Here is a 19,737-nt window from a genome sequence, read left to right as displayed (position 1 = left end):
TTATGGAAGGTAGTTACGGTCGGGTTTAGCGTGTGCAGGAAACGCTGGGCACACCTGCTTTTTGGTTTACGCCGAGCCGAAGGGGCGAAGCGCTTCGCTGCACCAGCCTTCGGGAAAGGCCTTGCCCAGAACGTTGAGGCGGCCCGGGCTCACTTTGACCGCAGCAGTTTCTTTCGCGTCAGCCTTCTGGCCCATCAGAATCGTCCTACCTCGCTTGGCACCGCGCCCCTACCTACCGCTAAGAGGCAGATGACAGCCTAAGCCACCTCGTTTCACCAAGCTTGCGGCTCACCTTCCGCGCGGGCCTATCACTATGAAACTCAGTTCGTTCCTACCGTCTTCGCTAAGCAAAACGCTCACGCCCTGGCACTACATTTCAGCGACCGCCTTGGTTGCGCTGACGGTGTTCAGCAGCCAATCGGCGTCAGCCGTAATGCTTGATCTGGGCACGTTGAGTGCCGAAGCCATCAGCGGAGACGGAACCACAGTGGTGGGAATTATCGGTACCGCCGAATTGTTTTACTGGCGCGCCGGCACGGGCGTCGTTTCGCTAGGCTCGCTTACCGACCTGACCTTTAACAGCGTGGTCAATCGCGACGGCACCTACATCGCCGGCAGCGCCGCCATCATCCCCGGCGACCCCCTCAACCATGCATTCCGCTGGGACGCGGTTAACGGCTTCGTTGACCTCGGCGCGTTAAATGGTCCGTGGAGCCAAATCTCTGGAATCAGCGACGACGGCCGTGTCGTAGTGGCTACCGACCTGGACTCGGCTGGCTACGATCAGTTTTTCCGCTGGGAGGCCGGTACGGTTAAGTATGTAAGTAATGCTCGCGCACAGGCCGTAAGCGGCGATGGCAACGTTGTGGTAGGCAGGTCGGCCGACTTAGCCTTTCGTTGGGATGAGGCTTCTGGAATTGTCTCGTTGGGCGCCTTACCCAACGGCGTGTTTTCCACTGCGAACGCCACGAACCGGGACGGCTCGGTCATCGTTGGCATCAGCGATTTAGGCGGCCCGGCGCAGCACGCTTTTCGACACACCGCCGCTGGCATGCAGGACCTCGGAACGCTGGGCGGGGGCTGGAGCTCGGCAATTGATGTGAACGCCGACGGTTCAGTCGTAGTGGGCACCAGCGAGGTGGCAGACGGTAGCGACCGCGCGTATCGCTGGACCCTCGGCGCCGGCATGGTCGACCTGGGCGTGCTGACGGGGCAACGCGAAAGCATGGCCTCGGGCGTAAGCGATGACGGCAACATTGTGGTCGGGGATAGCGGCGACCGCGCCTTTATTTGGAGTACCGCCAGCCCGGCAATACAAGACCTGTCCTACCTGCAAGCCTCGCTCTTGCGCAGCGCCATCACCGTCGATCACCTCGTTTCCGCCCAGACCCGCCGCCTGCGCGACCTCGCTCAGCAGCAATGCGTGCCCGGCGCGCTGCAGACGTTTTGCCTGAGCCTGGGGGGCAACCGCTACCGTGGCGAAGGCGATACCAACGGCAACCAAAATCACCTGAACGTGGCCGCCGGTCTGCGTGTGAACGAATACGTCGCGGTGGGCGCGACGGCGATCGTTGGCCGCGCGGACCTGCGCGAACAAAGCGCGGAACAGCGCAAGGCGTTTGGTTTGAGCGTGTGGGGCGCCTACCAGCAAAACGCCGATGCCACGGGCTGGAACGCCAGCGCCAGCGCGGCGGCCGGGGAAAGCGACAACCAGTTCGAGCGTGGCACCGGGCTGGACGATGTGCAGCGTGCTCGCGCCAAGGTGGACATCAACAGCAGCGTTCTGCGCCTTGCCGCTCAGTACGGCGTACCCGTTGGCAACTCGATGATTTCGCCCGAAGTGGCGCTCAGCCATGGCAAGACCACGCAAAACGGCTTCACCGAGCGCCACGTGGCCTTCCCGCTGACTATTGATAGCGCGCAACGCCGCGAAACTTACGTCACCCTTGCTGTGCGCAGCGCCACCGAGCTAAGCGCCAACGGCACCCTGCACCTGAGCGTGGCGGCCGACACGTTGGTCAAAGACAACACGCCGCCTATCACCGGTCACTCGACCGTGCCGGGCCTGCGCGGCTTCAAGCTAGACAGCAACCTGGACAAGCGCCGCGTCATACCGGTGGCGAATCTCGGCTACAGCCATGCGCTCGACGCCCATTCAACGCTGGGCGGCGGCGTACAGCTGTCGCAGTCGCGCTACGCGGGGGAACGTCCCCTGTTTGGCCTGGGCGTGCAGTACCGCTATTCGTTCTGAATAGCGATCTTAAAAATAGATAGCTCTTCTTTCCAACCGAAGAAACTCATGGCAAGGTCGCCTCATCGACCTTGCCGCGAGCCGCCTTCCATGATGACCCTGCGTCAGATCCGCCATTTCATTGCAGTGGCTGAGACCGGCTCCATCTCCGCTGCCGCCCAAGCGGTATTCATTTCCCAATCCACGCTAACGCTGGCCATTCAGCAACTGGAGCAGGAAATCGGCGTCAGCCTGTTCAATCGCCACGCCAAAGGCATGACCCTCACGCACCAAGGCCATCAGTTTCTGCGCCAAGCGCATTTGATTCTGGCGACGGTGGACAACGCCAAACGCAGCCTGCAGCAGAGCACTGACCAGGTCGCCGGCCAGCTCACCATCGGCGTTACCGGCTTGGTGGCCGGTTACTACCTGGCCGATTTGATCACCCGCTTCCAACGCGCCTACCCGAACGTGGAAATCCGCGTGATGGAGGACGAGCGCCCGTATATCGAGCATTTGCTAGTCAGCGGCGAAATTGATGTGGGCGTGCTGATTCTGTCCAACCTCGAAGACCGCCACGCCTTGCAAACCGAGGTGCTCACCCATTCGCCGTTGCGCCTTTGGTTGCCGCCGCAACACCCGTTGCTGGAGCACGACAGCATCAGCCTGGCGGACGTGGCGAAGGAGCCGATGATTCAGCTGAACGTCGATGAAATGGGGCTGAACGCACAGCGCATCTGGTCGCGCGCTGGCTTGCAGCCGAACGTGACCCTTCGGACCGGCTCTACCGAAGCGGTGCGAAGTCTGGTGGCGGCGGGCTTGGGGCTTTCTATTCAGCCGGACATGACTTATCGGCCGTGGTCGCTGGAGGGCGATATTATCGAGGCGCGGGCGGTAGTGGATCTGACCCAAACGCTGGACGTCGGCCTGGCCTGGCGGCGAGGCACGGCGCGGCCTGCGCTGGTCGACCCGTTCCTTACGGTCGCCCGCGAGCAGCTCAACAACCGCAGGCCATCTATTTAATCGAACGCGGCGTTCGGTATTTAGAATTTGTCGCCTACCTAACGGCCCACTAGTCTCTGTTGCCATTCGTATCAAAGCGTTTCAGCTCTCGCGAAAGCGGCTGGCGCTTTAAAAAACAACAACAGTGAGCGAACTTGATGGCCGGTGCCGCCCCCTCCGCGACTTTTTGCAGCGCCCTGCTGATCGACGGCCAGCTCGTGACTGGCGAAGGCTTTGTCGAGCCGATTCTGAATCCCGCCTCCGGCGAAACCCTCATTCGTATTGCCGAAGCTTCAACCGACCAGGTCGAAGCCGCCATTCATGGCGCCCACCGCGCCTCCACTGGCTGGGCCCGCACCACCCCGCAACAGCGCTCCGTCATCTTGCTGAAGATTGCCGATGCCATCGAGCAGCGTGCTGACCAATTGGCGCAGTTGGAGGCGTTGAACTGCGGCAAGCCGCAGCATCTGGCGCGCCAGGACGACCTGACCGCTGCCGTCGATGTATTTCGCTTTTTCGCCGGTGCCGTGCGTTGCCAGACCGGGCAACTGGCCGGCGAATACCTGCCGGGCTACACCAGCATGGTGCGTCGCGATCCCATTGGCGTGGTTGCCTCAATAGCGCCCTGGAATTACCCGCTGATGATGGCCGCCTGGAAAATCGCCCCGGCGCTGGCGGCTGGCAACACGCTGGTGTTCAAGCCGTCCGAACACACGCCGTTGTCGATTTTGAGCCTGGCACCGGTGCTCGCCGAGCTGCTGCCGTCGGGCGTGATCAACATTATTTGTGGCGGCGGCGAAAGCGTCGGCAGCCATTTGGTCAGCCACCCAAAGGTGCGCATGGTGTCGCTCACGGGCGATATCGTCACCGGCCAGAAAATTCTTCAGGCCGCCGCCAAAAGCGTGAAGCGCACGCATCTGGAGTTGGGCGGCAAAGCGCCGGTGATTGTGTGCAACGACGCCGACCTGAAAGCCGTGGTCGACGGCGTTCGCACCTATGGCTATTACAACGCTGGCCAGGACTGCACCGCCGCTTGCCGCATCTATGCGCAAGCCGGCATTCACGACCGTCTGGTAGCCGAACTGGGCGACGCGGTCAGCAGCCTGCGCTTTGCCCGCAAGCGTGATTCCGACAACGAAATCGGCCCGCTGATCAGCGCGCGCCAGCGCGACCGCGTGGCCAGTTTTGTCGAGCGTGCGCTGGGCCAGCCGCACATCGAACGCGTGACCGGCGCCGCCGTGCATTCCGGCCCCGGCTTTTACTACCAGCCGACGCTGCTGGCCGGCTGCAAACAGAGCGACGAAATTGTTCAGCGCGAAGTGTTTGGCCCGGTGGTCACCGTGACCCGCTTCGACGAATTGAGCCAGGCGGTGGACTGGGCCAATGACTCCGAATACGGCCTGGCCTCTTCGGTGTGGACGCAAAACCTCGACAAAGCCATGCAGGTCGCCGCCCGTTTGCAGTACGGCTGCACCTGGATCAACAGCCACTTCTTGCTGGTCAGCGAAATGCCCCACGGCGGGCTGAAACGCTCGGGTTACGGCAAGGATTTGTCCAGCGACTCGCTGGAGGATTACACCGTGGTGCGTCACATCATGGCGCGCCACGGCCAACTGACCGTTTGACGATTTACGCAAGCCCTTCCAGCCCGGCCTAGACCGTGCGGTTACATAACAAGAAGTCCCGTTACACGACGTTCAACTGCCCCAATAAAACAGAGAAGAGGGATACCTAAATGTTCGTGAAAAAAACCGCTTTATTAAGTGCGCTGACCACCGCCCTGCTGGCCAGCGCCAGCCTGCAAGCGGCTGAAACGCTGAAGGCTGTCGGTGCTGGCGAAGGCGCGCTGGATATCATCGCCTGGCCTGGTTACATCGAACGCGGCGAGACCGACAAGAACTACGACTGGGTGACCCAGTTCGAGAAAGACAGCGGCTGCAAAGTGAACGTGAAAACCGCTGCCACCTCGGACGAAATGGTCAGCCTCATGACCAAGGGCGGCTACGACCTGGTCACCGCCTCGGGCGATGCTTCGCTGCGCCTGATCTACGGCAAGCGCGTACAGCCGATCAACCCGGAATTGATCCCCAATTGGAAAACCATCGACGGCCGCCTCAAAGACGCGCCGTGGTACGTGGTCGACGGCAAAACCTACGGCGCGCCCTACCAATGGGGCCCGAACGTGCTGATGTACAACACCAACGTGTTCAAGAAAGCGCCGGACAGCTGGAGCGTGTTGTTCGAGGCCCAAGACCTGCCCGACGGCAAGCCGAACAAAGGCCGCGTGCAAGCCTACGACGGCCCGATCTACATCGCTGACGCTGCGCTGTACCTGAAAAACGCCAAGCCTGAACTGAAGATCAACGACCCTTACGAACTCAACGAAACCCAGTACAAGGCCGTGCTCGACGTGCTGCGCAAACAGCACGAGCTGATCCACCGCTACTGGCACGACACCACCGTGCAAATGAGCGACTTCAAAAACGAAGGCGTTGTGGCCTCCAGCGCCTGGCCGTATCAAGCCAACGCGCTGAAAGGCGAAGGTCAGCCGATTGCCACCGTGTTCCCGAAAGAAGGCGTGACCGGCTGGGCCGACACCACCATGTTGCACGCCGAAGCCAAGCACCCGAACTGCGCTTACAAGTGGATGAACTGGTCGCTGGAACCGAAAGTACAAGGCGACCTGGCCGCCTGGTTCGGCTCGGTGCCAGCGGTGCCGGTGGCGTGCAAATCCAGCGAGTTGCTGGGTGCTGAAGGCTGTGCGGTGAACGGCTACGACCAGTTCGACAAGATCGCCTTCTGGAAGACCCCGCAGGCCAAGTGCAAGACGCAGGATTCGTGTGTTCCGTATTCCAAATGGACGCAGGATTTCATTTCGATCATGGGCGGTAGGTAGTTTTCAGCCGCACCACCGTCATCCCCGCGCAGGCGGGGATCCAGATTTGCATGGCGAACATCGCTCTGTCCGAAACTCTGGATTCCCGCCTACGCAGGAATGACGGTGCAATTGTCCTTTGCTGTGTTTGCACCCACCACCTCGTTCGCCGCGTGCCGTGAGCATCTAACGGCTCGGGCAATCGAGGGTGGCTTTTACCCCGGAGTTCCCCGCTATGACCCCTGCTGTGCAATTCACCGATGTGTCCCGCGTGTTCGGCGACGTCAAGGCTGTGGACCGTGTGTCCATCGACATTCAGGACGGTGAGTTTTTTTCCATGCTTGGCCCTTCCGGCTCGGGCAAAACCACGTGCTTGCGGCTGATTGCCGGTTTCGAGCAGCCGAGTGCAGGCTCCATTCGCATTCATGGCGTCGAGGCCGTGGGCCTGGCGCCGTACCAGCGCGATGTAAATACGGTGTTTCAGGATTACGCCCTGTTTCCCCATATGAACGTGCGCGACAACGTGGCCTACGGCTTGAAAGTAAAAGGCGTGGGCAAGAGCGAGCGCCTGAACCGTGCCGAGGAAGCCTTGGGCATGGTGGCGCTGGCCGGTTATGGCGAGCGCAAGCCGGTGCAATTGTCGGGCGGCCAGCGTCAGCGCGTGGCCTTGGCCCGCGCGTTGGTCAATCGGCCACGCGTGTTGCTGCTCGACGAACCCCTCGGCGCGCTGGATTTGAAGCTACGCGAGCAAATGCAAAGCGAGCTGAAGAAACTGCAGCGCCAGCTCGGCATCACCTTTATTTTTGTCACCCACGACCAGACTGAAGCGCTGTCGATGTCCGACCGCGTGGCGGTGTTCAACAAGGGCCGCATCGAGCAGGTCGACACCCCGCGCAATCTCTATATGAAACCGGCCACGCCATTTGTGGCCGAGTTCGTCGGCACCTCGAATGTGCTGCGCGGCGAGTTGGCGCAACTGCTGACGGGCAGCGCCGCGCCCTTCTCGATTCGCCCGGAACACATCCGTCTGCAAGAGGCCGCTGGCTCTGATGCTAACGCCACCGAGGTGCTCGTCACCGGTTTGCTTCACGACGTGCAGTACCAAGGCGCCGCCACGCGCTTTGAAGTACGGCTGGAGAACGGCCAGAACCTCAGCGTGACCCAAGCCAACAATCAGTGGCAGCAAAGCGCACCGGCGTTCCAGGCCGGGCAGCAAGTGAGCGTGCGCTGGGCCCGCGAGGCCATGGTGGCGCTTGTTGACGTGGAGGCTCGCTGACATGAGCGCCCTCGCTACGCCCTTGGCTGAACGCCGCCCTGGCGGGTTGCTGCACGGGTTGTCGAACCTGCTGTACCGCAAGCCCAATCTGTATCTGGCGATGCTGCTGATACCGCCGCTGCTGTGGTTCGGCGTGATCTATTTCGCCCCGCTGCTGACCTTTCTTTGGCAGGGCGTGTACACCTACGACGAAATGGCCATGGCCGCCACGCCCGACCTGACCTGGGCCAACCTGGCCGCGCTGTTCGAGCCGGCCAACTACGACATCATTCTGCGCACCGTGACTATGGCCATTGCCGTGTCGCTGGCCAGCGCTGCGCTGGCCTTTCCCATCGCCTATTACATGGCGCGCTACACCACGGGCAAAACCAAGGCGTTCTTTTACATCGCGGTGATGCTGCCGATGTGGGCCAGTTACATCGTCAAGGCCTACGCCTGGACGCTGCTGTTGGCCAAGGGCGGCGTGGCGCAATGGTTCGTGGAGCAGCTGCATCTGGGGCCGGTGTTGCAATTCATTCTGGGCATTCCGGGCATTGGCGGCAGCACCTTGTCGACCTCGCAGCTGGGCCGCTTTCTGGTGTTTGTGTACATCTGGCTGCCGTTCATGATTCTGCCGATTCAGGCCTCGCTGGAGCGGCTGCCGCCGTCACTGTTGCAGGCCTCGGCCGACCTTGGCGCGCGCCCTTCGCAAACCTTTATGCAGGTGATTCTGCCGCTGTCGGTGCCGGGCATTGCTGCCGGTTCGATCTTCACCTTCAGCCTCACCCTGGGCGATTTCATCGTGCCGCAGCTGGTGGGCCCGCCCGGGTTGTTTATCGGCAACATGGTTTATACCCAGCAAGGTTCGATCGGCAACATGCCGATGGCCGCCGCGTTCACTTTGGTGCCGATCGTGTTGATCGCCGTGTACCTGTCCATCGTCAAACGACTGGGGGCTTTCGATGCACTCTGATGCTTCGGCTTCGCTGCCGCTGAAAATGGCGGCCTGGGGCGGGTTGGTGTTTTTGCACTTCCCGATCCTGATCATCTTTATGTACGCCTTCAACACCGAGCAGTCGGCGTTCAGCTTTCCGCCGCAGGGCTTCACGCTGCACTGGTTCAGCGTCGCCTTCGCGCGGCCGGATGTGCTGGAGGCGATCAAGCTGAGCGCGCAGATCGCCTGCCTGGCCACGCTGATCGCCATGGTGCTCGGCACCCTCGCTGCGGCGGCGCTGTATCGCCGCGATTTCTTCGGCAAGGAAGGCGTGTCGCTGATGCTGATTCTGCCCATCGCCCTGCCCGGCATCGTGACCGGCTTGGCGCTGCTGACGGCGTTCAAAGCCTTCGGCATCGAGCCGGGCATTTTCACCATCGTGGTGGGCCACGCCACGTTCTGCGTGGTGATTGTTTACAACAACGTGATCGCCCGTTTTCGCCGTACTTCCCACAGCCTGATCGAAGCCTCGATGGACCTGGGCGCCGACGGCTGGCAGACGTTCCGCTACATCATTTTGCCGAACCTCAGCTCGGCGTTACTGGCCGGCGGCATGTTGGCGTTTGCGCTGTCGTTCGACGAAATCATCGTCACCACCTTTACCGCTGGCCACGAACGCACCTTGCCGCTGTGGCTGCTCAACCAACTCAGCCGCCCGCGCGACGTGCCGGTGACCAACGTGGTCGCCATGCTCGTGATGCTGGTGACCATGCTGCCGATTCTGGGCGCGTATTACCTCACCAAAAGTGGGGAAAGCGTGGCCGGTAGCGGCGGGAAATAAAAGCGATGCACTTCCCCCTGTAGGAGCGGCTTCAGCCGCGATGCTCTTAAAAAATCAAAAGCATCGCGGCTAATCGGAATGCCGCCCAACCTCTCCTACAAGGGAGCCCGAACCACACCTGATAAAGAGGGTAGAACCGATGCAAACCAAACTGCTGATCAACGGCCAACTGGTCGCCGGTGAAGGCGCCGCGCAAGCGGTTTTAAATCCCTCGCTGGGCACCGAGCTGGTGAGCATCAACGAGGCCAGCGAAGCCCAGGTGGACGCTGCTGTGCGCGCCGCCGACGCCGCGTTCGACAGCTGGTCGCAAACCGCGCCGAAAGACCGTTCGCTGTTGCTGCTCAAACTCGCCGATGTGATCGACGCCAACGCCGAAGAACTGGCGCGGCTCGAATCACAGAACTGCGGCAAGCCGTACAACGCCGCGCTGAATGACGAGCTACCGGCGATTGCCGATGTGTTCCGCTTCTTCGCGGGCGCCAGCCGCGTGATGGGTGGCTCGGCCGCCGGTGAATACCTGCCCGGCCATACCTCGATGATTCGCCGCGATCCGGTCGGCGTGGTCGCCTCCATCGCGCCGTGGAACTACCCGCTGATGATGGCCGCCTGGAAGCTCGGCCCGGCCCTGGCCGCAGGCAACACGGTGGTGCTCAAGCCGTCCGAGCAAACGCCGCTGACCGCCTTGCGCCTGGCCGAACTGGCTGCCGACATTTTCCCCGCTGGCGTGCTCAACGTGGTGTTCGGCCGTGGCCCAAGCGTGGGCGCGCCGCTGACCGGTCACCCGAAAGTGCGCATGGTGTCGCTGACTGGTTCGGTGGCGACGGGCAGCAACATCATCGCCAGCACCGCCGACACCGTGAAGCGCATGCACATGGAATTGGGCGGCAAGGCGCCGGTGGTGATTTTCGATGACGCCGATATCGACGCCGCCGTGGAAGGCATCCGCACCTTCGGCTTCTACAACGCCGGACAAGATTGCACCGCCGCCTGCCGCATCTACGCGCAAAAAGGCATCTACGAAAAATTCGTGACCAAGCTGGCCGAGGCCGTGAGCACCATCAAATACGGTGTGCAGGATGACGACAGCACCGAGCTTGGCCCGCTGATCACGCAGCAGCACCTGGACCGCGTGGCCGGTTTCGTTGAGCGTGCCCGCGCCATTCCCCATATCAAAGTGCTTACCGGCGGCAAGAAGGTCGACGGGCCTGGCTTCTTCTTCGAGCCGACCGTGCTGGCCGGCGCGCTGCAAGACGACGAAGTGGTGCGCCGCGAAATTTTCGGGCCGGTGGTGTCGGTCACCGAGTTCAGCGACGAAGCCCAAGCCCTGGCGTGGGCCAACGATTCGGACTACGGCCTGGCCTCCTCCGTGTGGACCCAGGACGTCGGCCGCGCCCACCGCTTTGCCGCCCGCCTGCAATACGGCTGCACCTGGGTGAACACGCACTTCATGCTGGTCAGCGAAATGCCCCACGGCGGCCAAAAGCTGTCGGGCTACGGCAAAGACATGTCCATGTACGGCCTGGAGGACTACACCACCGTGCGGCATGTGATGTTCAAACATTAAGGAAAGCCTGTAGGAGAGGCTTCAGTCTCGATTGGCCCGACATAACGCGGCCAAGCGCATCGAGGCTAAAGCCTCTCCTACAAAGGTCTTTGCAAGGTTTTACCTCCACTTTTCACCGTCCCGGCCGTTGCTGGCGTGCGCAGCAGCGGTGGTGAGCCGTGGCCGTTTGCGGGTGCGCAATGCCAATAACGACAGCCCAACCGGGCACATAAATAAATAGCTGCCATCACTTTCGAGGAGCACTAAAAATGAGCGATCAATTCGCCGACAGCGACGCGGAGCAATTACGCGCGCTGGGCTATACGTCCAACTTCAAACGCAGCATGAGCGTGACGGAAAACTTCGCGCTGGGCTTTACCTACCTGTCGCCCGTGGTGGGCGTGTACACCCTGTTTGGCCTGTGCCTGGCAGCCGGCGGCCCGCCGATGTTCTGGGCCTATTTGCTGGTGGGCCTGGGGCAAATGCTGGTGTGCCTGGTGTTTGGCGAAGTGGTGTCGCAGTTCCCGATTTCCGGCGGCGTCTATCCGTGGGCCCGCCGGTTGGTGGGCAAGCGCTGGGCGTGGATGGTCGGCTGGGTGTATGCCTGGGCATTGGTGGTGACCATCGCCGCCGTGGCGGTGGGCGCCGGGCCGTACATGGCGGCCATGCTCGGCTTCGAGCCGAGCAATAACACCAACATCGGCATCGCCCTGGTGCTGACGGTCATCGCCACGGTGGTCAACCTCAGCGGCACCAAGGTGCTGGCGCGCATCGCCATGTTCGGCTTTATCTGTGAACTGCTGGGCGCGTTGGTGGTGGGCATCTACTTGCTGATTTTCGAACGTCATCAGCCGTTCAGCGTGTTGTTCAACACGTTCGATATCAGTATCGATGGCTCGTACCTGCCGGCCTTCCTCACCGCTTCGTTGGCGGGCATGTTTTTGTATTACGGCTTCGAGGCGTGCGGCGATGTGGCCGAAGAAACGCCGAACCCGAGCAAGAGCATTCCCAAGGCCATGCGCATGACCATTTACGTCGGCGGTATCGCGGCAATGTTTGCCTGCCTGGCGCTGATTCTGGCGGTGCCAGACATGGCCGCCGTGATCAACGGCACCGACGCCGACCCGGTCACCACCATTCTCAACAACGCCTTCGGCGCCACGGGCTCGAAAGTGGTGATGGCAGTGGTCATGGTGTCGTTCATCTCCTGCGTGCTGAGTCTGCAAGCGGCGGCCAGTCGCCTGCTGTATTCGTATGCCCGTGACGAAATGATCATCGGCAGCAGCTTGCTGAAAAAACTCTCGCCCACCACCCACGTACCGACCACGGCCTTGCTGGTGTGCGGCGTGTTGCCGGCCATCGTCATCTGCCTGGGTTTTGTGCTGCAAGACGCCATCGCCACCATCGTCAGCTTTGCTGCCATCGGCATTTACCTGGCGTTCCAGATGATTGTCAGCGGCGCCTTGTTTGCCCGCCTGCGTGGCTGGAAACCCAGCGGTGCGTTCACCCTCGGCGGCTGGGGCATGCTGGTGAATATCGGCGCGTTGATCTACGGCGTGCTGGCGATCATCAACATGGCCTGGCCGCGCTCGCCGGATGCCGCCTGGTACGTGAACTACGGCATGCCGTTGTCCACCGCCATCGTGATTGGCCTGGGTGTGATTTACATGGTGCTGCGCAAGCCGTACGAACATGGCACTGCGCCGGCCGGCGATGCCTGGAAACTCAACAAGTAAAACCGCTAATGCCCGGTTCACGCCGGGCCCAGCGTGGCAGGATGTTTGTGCTTACGAGGTGCGCGCGATTGCGCGCCTCGTAATACAAGAGGCATGATGCGGCGAAGGCACCCACCGTCAGCTCGGAGCAGCCGGCAGTGACCGCTGCTCATGGAAGATGCCATGCCACACTCGATTTCGCGCCAAGGTCGGCCAATCCCCTCTCAGCGTTCAACACGACGGCCGTTCTGGCTGCTGGTGTTGTTTTTGCCGTGGTTTGCCAGTCAAAGCAGCCAGGCTGCCGTGCCGCCGCCGGCACATTTGCAGACCATCGATTTTCAGCTGCGCTGGAAACACCAATTCCAATTCGCCGGTTATTACGCCGCCATCGCCCAGGGTTATTACCGTGAGGAAGGCTTCGACGTGCGCCTGCACGAGGGCGCGCCGGGCAAAACGCCGGTCGAAGAAGTGCTGGCCGGGCGGGCGCTGTATGGCGAGTCCAACAGCGAATTGCTGTTCGAGCGTTTGAACGGCAAACCGCTGGTGGCGCTGGCGGCCATTTTTCAGCATTCGCCTTCGGTGCTGCTGGCCCGCTCCGATGCCGGCATTCACACGGTGCACGACCTGGTCGGCAAGCGCGTGATGCTGATGAACGCGCAAACCGATGCCGACTTTCTCACCATGTTCAGCCGCGAAGGCATCGACCCCGCCAGCCTCGATTTGCAGCCAAGCAGTTACGACGTCAACGACCTGGTGAGCGGCAAGGTGCAGGCGTTCAATTCGTACCTCACCAACGAGCCGTTTTACCTGCAACAGCACAACGTGGCTTACACCGTGCTGTCGCCGGCCACCTACGGCATCGATTTCTACAGCGATATTCTGTTCACCACCGAGGCCGAAGCCACCGACAACCCTATCCGCGTGGCCGCGTTTCGCCGCGCCACCTTGCGCGGCTGGCGGTATGCGATGGATCACCCGGACGAAATCATCGACCTGCTGCTGACCAAGTATCAGGTGAACAAAACCCGCGAACACCTTGAGTTCGAAGCGCAGGCGATGCGCGGCCTGATTCTTCCCGACCTGGTGGACATCGGCCACATGAACCCCGGCCGCTGGCTGCGCATGGCCGAAGCGTTCAAAGAACAGAAAATGGTGCCGAGCATGAGCCGCCTGGACGGCTTTCTTTACGACCCCAACCCGCCGCAACTGGTGGAACGGCTGCGCACCATCATCATGCTCATCAGCATTGGCTGCGCCGCGATTCTGGTGGTGGTGCTGATTCTGCTCAGCAGCCAGCGTCGACTGCAGCGCGAGATTGCCCGGCGCATCGTGGCCGAGGAAGAAGTGCGCGCCCTGGCGTTTCATGACTCGCTCACGGGGCTGCCGAACCGCAACAGCTTTATTCCGTATGCCACACAGAAGCTGCTGACCGCCAAGCGCAACGACGAGCGTTTGGCCCTGTGTTACCTGGACCTGAACAAATTCAAAGAAATTAACGACTCCTACGGCCACCAGGCCGGCGATGCGATTCTGGTGCACGCGGCGCAAGCCATCAGCGCCAACATTCGCGAGGCCGACATGGCCGCGCGCATGGGCGGCGACGAGTTTGTGGTGCTGCTTGACGGCGTACACGACGCCGATGACATCTACCGCCTCACCGAGCAGATTTCCCACGCCATCGCCCAGCCCATGCTTTGGCAGGGTCGAGAACTGAGCGTGACGTGCAGCCTGGGCGTGGCGATTTATCCGCAAGCGGGCGAGCAGCTGGACGAGCTGATGTCCAAAGCCGACTCGGCGATGTTCTATAAAAAAGCCGCGATGCTGGCCCTGCGCTAGGGCCGCTGCCAGTCAACTAGCCTGAACCATCTGCGGCCCAAGCCGGTCCACCCTTTCAGTTACCTCTGATTGAAGGAACGGCTATGAACACGCAAAAACGCTACGTCCCGCAGGAAATCGACGACATCGAAGACCGCATGGGTTCCATCGAGCAGTTGGACTTCGACGACCGCAACGATGAGCGCAGCGGCCAGGTAGGCGACCTTAAATCCCCGGAAGAAATCGCCCGTGAGCAGCCGGCCAAGCGCGTGCGTGAAGCAGGCCAGAGCGGCGGCGAAACGTTGGGCATCGGTGAAAACGAAGACGGCGTGAGCATGGACGACCTGAGCCCGGAAACCCTGATCGACGAAACCGGCGCCCGCTCACCCAACGAGCCAGGCGGCACCGTGGCGGCAGATTGGGATTTGAGCATTGTCGATGAGGCGGATATCGGCGAGGGGTATGGGCTGGATGAGGAAGAGTTGGCGCATGTGAAGCCGTTGGATGGGAAGCCGGAGTAGATAAGCCTTCTGATTAGGCGTTGGGCTAAGCGGCTGTGTCCGTCGCGCTATTCTGGATCCCCGCGTGCGCGAGGATGACGGAGATTTGGATGATAAACACCGTCATCCTCGCGAAGGCGGCGGTTCGACGACTCGAGATCCAGAATCGATCAGGCTAACGGTGATTGCCGACAAAGCCTCAAGTGCACCCCTACCGCGCAGCAATATGCGCAATCATCAACTGCACCGTCTCCTGCCCGCGATACTCGTTAACGTCCAGCTTGTAAGCCAACTCCACCCAGCGCACGGTGGGGTTCGGCCACACCTCACGGTCAACGCCAAACGCGATGCCGTCTAGCTGCACCGAGCCGCACTCGCTTTTGAGCACCACTTTCAAATGCCGCTCGCCAACCACCCGTTGCTGCACCACTTGAAACACGCCGTGAAACAGCGGCTCGGGGAAGTGTTGCCCCCACGGTCCGGCGTTGCGCAGGGCGCGGGCCAGTTCCAGGTGGAACTCTTCTACGGCCAGTGCGCCGTCTGATAGCAGCCGGCCGGTAAGGTCATCTTCTTGCAGGTGGCGGCGCACTTCGGTGTCGAAAGCAGCGGCAAATGCGGTGAAATGTTCCTGCGGTAACGACAGCCCGGCGGCCATCGCGTGGCCGCCGAATTTGCTGATCAAGCCAGGGTTTTTGGCGGCCACGGCATCCAGTGCATCGCGAATGTGGAAGCCCGGCACCGAACGGGCCGAGCCTTTGAGCACGCCATCGCCGGCATCGGCAAAGGCAATGGTCGGCCGGTGGTAACGCTCTTTCAGGCGCGAGGCGAGGATGCCGATCACGCCCTGGTGCCAGTCTGCTTCGAACAGGCACAGGCCAAACGGCAGGGTGTCCAGCGGCAGGTCTTTAAGCTGGGCCAACGCTTCGCGCTGCATGCCCTGTTCGATGGCTTTGCGGTCTTGGTTAAGCTGGTCGAGTTGTACGGCCATGTCGCGCGCAAGGGCTTCGTCTTCGCACAACAGGCACTCGATGCCCAGGCTCATGTCGTCCAGCCGGCCAGCCGCGTTCAAGCGCGGGCCGAGAATAAAGCCCAAGTCGGTGGAGGTGATGCGCTCGGCCGGCCGCCCCGCCACCTCCAGCACCGCACGCAAGCCAGGGCGCGCACGGCCTGCGCGAATCCGGGCGAGGCCTTGGTGCACCAGAATGCGGTTGTTGGCGTCCAGCGGCACCACGTCGGCGACGCTGCCCAAGGCGACCAGGTCGAGCAATTCAGCCAGGTTCGGTTCTTTGATGCCGGCACGGGTGAACCAGTCCAGCTCACGCAACCGGGCACGCAGGGCCAGCAATACATAAAAAATCACGCCAACGCCGGCCAGCGCTTTGCTCGGGAAGGTGCAGCCGTGCTGGTTCGGGTTGACGATGGCGTCGGCGGCGGGCAGTTCAGGGCCGGGCAAGTGGTGGTCGGTGACCAGCACGTTCAACCCGGCAGCCTTGGCCGCCGCCACGCCTTCAACGCTGGAAATGCCGTTGTCCACCGTCAGCAACAACTGCGGCTCGCGCTCCAACGCGACGGCGACAATTTCCGGGGTCAGGCCGTAGCCGTATTCAAAGCGATTGGGCACTAGGTAATCGACGTGGGCCGCGCCCAGCGCCCGCAAGCCGAGCACGCCGACGGTGCTGGCGGTAGCGCCGTCGGCGTCGAAGTCGCCGACGATCAAAATGCGCTGACGCTGCTCCAGCGCCTGCACCAGCAATGCCACGGCGGCATCGATGCCCATCAGTTGCTGGTAGGGAATCAGCTTGGCCAGGCCTTTATCCAACTCCAGCGCCGACTGCACGCCACGGGCGGCATACAAACGGGTCAGCAGGGGCGGCAGGTCGCCGAGGTTGGGCAAGGTGGCAGGTAACGGGCGGGCTTCGATGCGCATGGGTTTTGGCAGGTTCTACACAAGTAAAAAGGCATTCAACGGGGCGACCCCATGACGCTGAGGAGTCGGCGCGGGCGCGCATCAGGCATTCGGTCGGCGGGCACCTTCGATGTTCCAGTGCGGCTCGATTTCGCTGAGGCGCAGTCTAAACCGTTCCACCTGTTCGGAGAAACGCATGGCCAGCCAATGCAGGCCCTGCAGGGTGCTGTCCTGACCAAGGGGCGTGGGCTCTTCGCCAACCAGGCTGTTGGAGGCCTCGTTACGCTGAAGCAGCAGGCCCACCCGGCCAAAACGCAGGGCACGGGCGGTGCGCAATAACTGGCGACGCACCGCGATTTCACGCGGCGTGCAGGCCAGCTCGAAGCCGGACGCGGGCTGCGAGTTGATCAACATTTCCAGCGTTTCAAGAATCGAGCGGTGCAGACGCTGCAGCTCTTCCAGGCGCGCGAGCGGCACGCGGGTTTCCTTGGCCACCGACTCCATTAGCGCCCGCGCCTGCACCAGCCGTTGGCTCATGACCACAAAGCGCTGGCCCGTTTGTTCGACGGACTGCGGTTTGCCGTCCAGTAGTGCGCCGTAAAGCCGGGCGCAGTCGCGCAGGTTGTCGGCCAGGCGATAACGCCACGCGTATACCGCGTATTGCGGCAGCACAAAGGAGAACGCCACGGCAATGGAAATGCCGATCAGCACGTTGGCGGTGCGCCATAAACCGGTACTGAAATCCAGATCGCCGTGACCGGCGACGATCACCATGGTGATGGCCGTCAGCACCGCGACATAACCGGGCCGGCCGATGGCGTAGTAGGCGCAGGCACCCGCGCTGATCGACATGAGCGTGAAGAACAGCAGCAGCGAGCCGGACAGGTTCATCAGCACAATCAACCCCAGCCCAATAACGGCGCCGAGCATGGTGCCCAGCGCGCGCTCCATGGCTTTCTTGCGCACATTGCCGTAGTGCTGCAACCCGCCGACCACCACCAGCAGCGACACCGATGCCCACACGCCGTGGGGCAGGTTGATACCAGTGGTTAGAACAACGGTGGCCGCCATGGCCAGGCCCACGCGCACGGCGTGGATCATGTTGGCGTGTTTGTAGCGAACGTAGGGCGAGGTAATCGCCTGTATCAGCCGCGCCAGCCGGCCGCGTCGTTGCGCTGCGGTCGGTGAAGTCTTAGAACCCATGGTGCCGTGACCTCGGTTAACCCTCGGCGGCGTTTATTCGCCGCGATCGCCCATCAGCCATTCCAGTTGCACTTCGTGCTGGCCACGCTCGTCGGTGACGTAAATGGTGCCTTCGCTGATCATCACGGCCCAGTTGATGGCGCGCGGCATGTCTTTGGCCAGGTTCTCCAGCGCCTCTTGCGGCACGGCGGCGATGTTGACGTTTTTCAGCATTTTTGCCGCGTCCACCACCTTGCTCTGCCACACGCGCAAGCTGCCGTAGGCCAACAGGCTGGTGCGTTCGGTGCGGCGCGAACACCAGGTCAGGCGATCGGCATCCGGCAAGCCAACTTCGATCCAGTGCAGCACACGGCCGTCCAGGCTCTTCTCCCACAGCGCCGGTTCATCGACATCCGACAAGCCACGGCCAAAGCTCAATTCTTCGCTGTACCACAGGGCGTAAGCGAGCAGGCGCACGGTCATGCGTTCTTCGGTTTCCGAAGGATGGCGGGCGATGGTCAGGCGCGATGTGGCGTACACGCCTCGGTCGAGGTCGGTGAGGTTGAGGTCGACTTTGTAGGTCGTGGAAGGCTGGGCCATGGTCGGGTGTCTGGGCAGGGGAAAGGTCGGCAAGTCTACCGCAAGCGACCGCTGCGGGTTAGAGTCGCGGCCATTGTCTGCCGCCGGATTGCGCCATGAACCTTGCCAACAAACCCCTCGCTGGGGTGAAAGTCGTCGAACTCGGCACGCTGATCGCCGGGCCGTTTGCCTCGCGCATCTGCGGCGAATTTGGTGCAGAGGTGGTGAAGGTGGAGTCGCCCGATGGCGGCGACCCGCTGCGCAAGTGGCGCAAGTTATATGAAGGCACCTCGCTGTGGTGGTTTGTGCAGGCGCGCAATAAAAAGTCGCTGACGCTTAACCTCAAACACCCGGATGGCCGTGAGGTGCTTCGCAAATTGCTGAGTGAAGCGGACATCCTGATCGAAAACTTCCGACCCGGCGTGCTGGAAAAACTCGGTTTCGGTTGGGACGTTTTGCACGCGCTGAATCCAAACCTGGTGATGGTGCGGCTGTCCGGCTTCGGCCAGACCGGCCCGATGAAAGACCAACCGGGGTTTGGCGCGGTGGGCGAGTCCATGGGCGGGCTGCGTTATATCACCGGCTTCGAAGACCGCCCGCCGGTACGCACCGGCATTTCCATCGGCGACTCAATTGCTGCGCTGTGGGGCGTGATCGGCGCGTTGATGGCGCTGCGGCACCGCGAGGTCAACGGCGGCAAAGGCCAAGTGGTGGACGTGGCGTTGTACGAGGCAATTTTCGCCATGATGGAAAGCATGGTGCCGGAGTTCGATGTGTTCGGCTTTATTCGCGAGCGCACCGGCAACATCATGCCGGGCATCACGCCCTCCTCCATCCACACCAGCGCCGACGGCAAACACATTCAGATCGGCGCCAACGGTGATGCGATTTTCAAACGTTTTATGCTCGCCATCGGCCGCGCCGACCTGGCGGACGATGCCTCGCTGGCCAGCAACGATGGCCGTGACCTGCGCCGGGATGAGTTGTACGGCGTGATCGACCGTTGGGTTGGCTCGTTGCCGCTGGAAGCGGTGTTGGCCGCGCTTAACGCCGCCGAGGTGCCGGCCAGCCGCATTTTCTCCGCAGAAGACATGTTCGCCGACCCGCAATACCTGGCCCGGGAAATGTTCCTCAGCGCCAAGCTGCCGGACGGCAAAGCCTTCAGGATGCCGGGCATCGTGCCCAAGCTGTCTGACACACCCGGCAGCGCCGAGTGGGTGGGGCCGCAATTGGGCGAGCATAACCACAGCGTGCTGGCGGGCTTGGGGTACAGCGCCGAGCAGATTGCCGCGTTGAAAAGCGCGGGCGCGATCTGACCGCGTCAGTGCCACCCGGCGCGTGGTTCGCGAGCAAGCTCGCT

Annotated in this window: 16 protein-coding genes; 12 read left to right on the top strand and 4 right to left on the bottom strand. The window is 62.1% G+C overall.

Going from position 1 to position 19,737, the window contains the following annotated elements; genetic code table 11:
• Nucleotides 1–66: 66 nt before the first annotated feature.
• Nucleotides 67–195, bottom strand: coding sequence for a hypothetical protein (locus tag ACZZZU_RS20020; protein WP_277342727.1), 129 nt, complete (start codon nucleotides 193–195; stop codon nucleotides 67–69).
• A 118-nt stretch (nucleotides 196–313) separates the two neighbouring features.
• Between ACZZZU_RS20020 and ACZZZU_RS20015 the strand changes: the two genes are divergently transcribed.
• The 11 genes from ACZZZU_RS20015 (at nucleotide 314) to ACZZZU_RS19965 (ending at nucleotide 14,731) form a co-directional block, all read left to right on the top strand.
• A complete protein-coding gene (locus ACZZZU_RS20015; protein WP_463551611.1) occupies nucleotides 314–2,251 on the top strand; it encodes an autotransporter domain-containing protein in 1,938 nt (645 codons plus the stop codon).
• A gap of 90 nt (nucleotides 2,252–2,341) precedes the next feature.
• Complete coding sequence (locus ACZZZU_RS20010) at nucleotides 2,342–3,253, top strand: LysR family transcriptional regulator (protein ID WP_122492741.1); 912 nt, start codon at nucleotides 2,342–2,344, stop codon at nucleotides 3,251–3,253.
• A gap of 137 nt (nucleotides 3,254–3,390) precedes the next feature.
• The gene (locus tag ACZZZU_RS20005) at nucleotides 3,391–4,857 is read left to right on the top strand and encodes a gamma-aminobutyraldehyde dehydrogenase (RefSeq protein ID WP_463551610.1); all 1,467 of its coding nucleotides are present in this window, start codon (nucleotides 3,391–3,393) and stop codon (nucleotides 4,855–4,857) included.
• A 110-nt stretch (nucleotides 4,858–4,967) separates the two neighbouring features.
• A complete protein-coding gene (ydcS, locus tag ACZZZU_RS20000; protein ID WP_122492743.1) occupies nucleotides 4,968–6,128 on the top strand; it encodes a putative ABC transporter substrate-binding protein YdcS in 1,161 nt (386 codons plus the stop codon).
• 214 nt (nucleotides 6,129–6,342) lie between these two features.
• Complete coding sequence (locus tag ACZZZU_RS19995; protein WP_463551609.1) at nucleotides 6,343–7,383, top strand: ABC transporter ATP-binding protein; 1,041 nt, start codon at nucleotides 6,343–6,345, stop codon at nucleotides 7,381–7,383.
• A 1-nt stretch (nucleotide 7,384) separates the two neighbouring features.
• Nucleotides 7,385–8,335, top strand: coding sequence for an ABC transporter permease (locus tag ACZZZU_RS19990; protein WP_122492745.1), 951 nt, complete (start codon nucleotides 7,385–7,387; stop codon nucleotides 8,333–8,335).
• Nucleotides 8,325–9,137, top strand: a complete 813-nt coding sequence (locus ACZZZU_RS19985) for an ABC transporter permease (protein WP_463551608.1) — start codon at nucleotides 8,325–8,327, stop codon at nucleotides 9,135–9,137. Before ACZZZU_RS19990 ends, ACZZZU_RS19985 begins: the two co-directional genes overlap by 11 nt.
• A 139-nt stretch (nucleotides 9,138–9,276) precedes the next feature.
• Nucleotides 9,277–10,701, top strand: a complete 1,425-nt coding sequence (locus tag ACZZZU_RS19980) for a gamma-aminobutyraldehyde dehydrogenase (RefSeq protein WP_122451995.1) — start codon at nucleotides 9,277–9,279, stop codon at nucleotides 10,699–10,701.
• Nucleotides 10,702–10,949: 248 nt separating this feature from the next.
• Nucleotides 10,950–12,416, top strand: coding sequence for an APC family permease (locus ACZZZU_RS19975; protein ID WP_463551607.1), 1,467 nt, complete (start codon nucleotides 10,950–10,952; stop codon nucleotides 12,414–12,416).
• A 162-nt stretch (nucleotides 12,417–12,578) separates the two neighbouring features.
• Nucleotides 12,579–14,231, top strand: a complete 1,653-nt coding sequence (locus tag ACZZZU_RS19970; protein WP_463551606.1) for an ABC transporter substrate-binding protein — start codon at nucleotides 12,579–12,581, stop codon at nucleotides 14,229–14,231.
• Nucleotides 14,232–14,314: 83 nt separating this feature from the next.
• Complete coding sequence (locus tag ACZZZU_RS19965; protein ID WP_463551605.1) at nucleotides 14,315–14,731, top strand: phosphotransferase system, HPr-related protein; 417 nt, start codon at nucleotides 14,315–14,317, stop codon at nucleotides 14,729–14,731.
• A 190-nt stretch (nucleotides 14,732–14,921) separates the two neighbouring features.
• Here the strand turns inward: ACZZZU_RS19965 and recJ are convergent, their stop codons facing one another.
• From recJ to ACZZZU_RS19950, 3 genes are all read right to left on the bottom strand, one after another.
• On the bottom strand, nucleotides 14,922–16,637 hold the full coding sequence (gene recJ / locus ACZZZU_RS19960; RefSeq protein ID WP_463551604.1) for a single-stranded-DNA-specific exonuclease RecJ: 1,716 nt from the start codon (nucleotides 16,635–16,637) through the stop codon (nucleotides 14,922–14,924).
• Nucleotides 16,638–16,718: 81 nt separating this feature from the next.
• Complete coding sequence (locus ACZZZU_RS19955; protein ID WP_463551603.1) at nucleotides 16,719–17,819, bottom strand: FUSC family protein; 1,101 nt, start codon at nucleotides 17,817–17,819, stop codon at nucleotides 16,719–16,721.
• 33 nt (nucleotides 17,820–17,852) lie between these two features.
• Nucleotides 17,853–18,398, bottom strand: a complete 546-nt coding sequence (locus tag ACZZZU_RS19950) for a YaeQ family protein (RefSeq protein WP_122452001.1) — start codon at nucleotides 18,396–18,398, stop codon at nucleotides 17,853–17,855.
• A gap of 95 nt (nucleotides 18,399–18,493) precedes the next feature.
• Between ACZZZU_RS19950 and ACZZZU_RS19945 the strand changes: the two genes are divergently transcribed.
• A complete protein-coding gene (locus ACZZZU_RS19945; RefSeq protein ID WP_463551602.1) occupies nucleotides 18,494–19,693 on the top strand; it encodes a CaiB/BaiF CoA transferase family protein in 1,200 nt (399 codons plus the stop codon).
• Nucleotides 19,694–19,737 lie beyond the last annotated feature (44 nt).

It is taken from the genome of Pseudomonas sp. AC136 (assembly GCF_979258585.1).
This window is presented reverse-complemented; position numbering and strand designations above follow the sequence as displayed.

Bases quoted from the DNA above. Each gene is read 5' to 3' on its own strand.
- ACZZZU_RS20020 (WP_277342727.1), bottom strand. From the start codon at position 195: ATGGGCCAGAAGGCTGACGCGAAAGAAACTGCTGCGGTCAAAGTGAGC.
- ACZZZU_RS20015 (WP_463551611.1), top strand. From the start codon at position 314: ATGAAACTCAGTTCGTTCCTACCGTCTTCGCTAAGCAAAACGCTCACG.
- ACZZZU_RS20010 (WP_122492741.1), top strand. From the start codon at position 2,342: ATGATGACCCTGCGTCAGATCCGCCATTTCATTGCAGTGGCTGAGACC.
- ACZZZU_RS20005 (WP_463551610.1), top strand. From the start codon at position 3,391: ATGGCCGGTGCCGCCCCCTCCGCGACTTTTTGCAGCGCCCTGCTGATC.
- ydcS (WP_122492743.1), top strand. From the start codon at position 4,968: ATGTTCGTGAAAAAAACCGCTTTATTAAGTGCGCTGACCACCGCCCTG.
- ACZZZU_RS19995 (WP_463551609.1), top strand. From the start codon at position 6,343: ATGACCCCTGCTGTGCAATTCACCGATGTGTCCCGCGTGTTCGGCGAC.
- ACZZZU_RS19990 (WP_122492745.1), top strand. From the start codon at position 7,385: ATGAGCGCCCTCGCTACGCCCTTGGCTGAACGCCGCCCTGGCGGGTTG.
- ACZZZU_RS19985 (WP_463551608.1), top strand. From the start codon at position 8,325: ATGCACTCTGATGCTTCGGCTTCGCTGCCGCTGAAAATGGCGGCCTGG.
- ACZZZU_RS19980 (WP_122451995.1), top strand. From the start codon at position 9,277: ATGCAAACCAAACTGCTGATCAACGGCCAACTGGTCGCCGGTGAAGGC.
- ACZZZU_RS19975 (WP_463551607.1), top strand. From the start codon at position 10,950: ATGAGCGATCAATTCGCCGACAGCGACGCGGAGCAATTACGCGCGCTG.
- ACZZZU_RS19970 (WP_463551606.1), top strand. From the start codon at position 12,579: ATGCCACACTCGATTTCGCGCCAAGGTCGGCCAATCCCCTCTCAGCGT.
- ACZZZU_RS19965 (WP_463551605.1), top strand. From the start codon at position 14,315: ATGAACACGCAAAAACGCTACGTCCCGCAGGAAATCGACGACATCGAA.
- recJ (WP_463551604.1), bottom strand. From the start codon at position 16,637: ATGCGCATCGAAGCCCGCCCGTTACCTGCCACCTTGCCCAACCTCGGC.
- ACZZZU_RS19955 (WP_463551603.1), bottom strand. From the start codon at position 17,819: ATGGGTTCTAAGACTTCACCGACCGCAGCGCAACGACGCGGCCGGCTG.
- ACZZZU_RS19950 (WP_122452001.1), bottom strand. From the start codon at position 18,398: ATGGCCCAGCCTTCCACGACCTACAAAGTCGACCTCAACCTCACCGAC.
- ACZZZU_RS19945 (WP_463551602.1), top strand. From the start codon at position 18,494: ATGAACCTTGCCAACAAACCCCTCGCTGGGGTGAAAGTCGTCGAACTC.